A 576-nucleotide genomic window follows, 5' to 3' on the forward strand; every position below is an offset into this window, starting at 1 on the left:
CACGACGTAGATGGTGAACGACAGGGTCGTGATGTACGGGCTCACGGGCAGCGTGCCGGCGAGGGCGAGCAGGATGCCGCCGACGGCCGAGACGAATCCGAACAGGGCGGACAGCAGTGGCACCGCGATGGGGCCGGCCGTGACCCGCATCGCCGCGGCCGCGGGGGTGACCAGCAGCGCCATCACCAGCAGCGCACCGATGATGTGCACGCTCACCGCGACGATGAGGCCGAGCAGCACCATGAACAGCAGGCTCACGGCACGGGTCGGCACACCGCGCGCCGCGGCCGATTCCGGGTCGAGCGAGTCGAAGCGCAGCGGGTTCCACATCACCAGCAGGCCGATGAGCACGACCATGCTGATGCCGATGAGCCACCCGAGGTCGGGGCTGGATACCGAGACGATCTGCCCGGTCAGCAGGCTGAACCGGTTGGCGCTGCGGCCGTCGTAGAGGGAGAGGAACAGGATGCCGAGGCCCAGGCCGAACGGCATCAGCACCCCGACGATCGAGTTGCGGTCCCTGGCCTTGGCGCCGAGTATGCCGATCAGGATCGCCGCGATCAGGGCACCCGCGAG

General features: G+C 69.1%; 1 protein-coding gene. It reads right to left on the reverse strand.

Features of this window, described 5'->3' with window-relative positions; translation table 11 throughout:
- Nucleotides 1-576: metal ABC transporter permease (locus tag ACNPM4_RS12295; RefSeq protein WP_448985873.1), on the reverse strand; the 576-nt coding region annotated here is incomplete at both ends.

This window comes from Microbacterium umsixpiens, assembly GCF_053543675.1.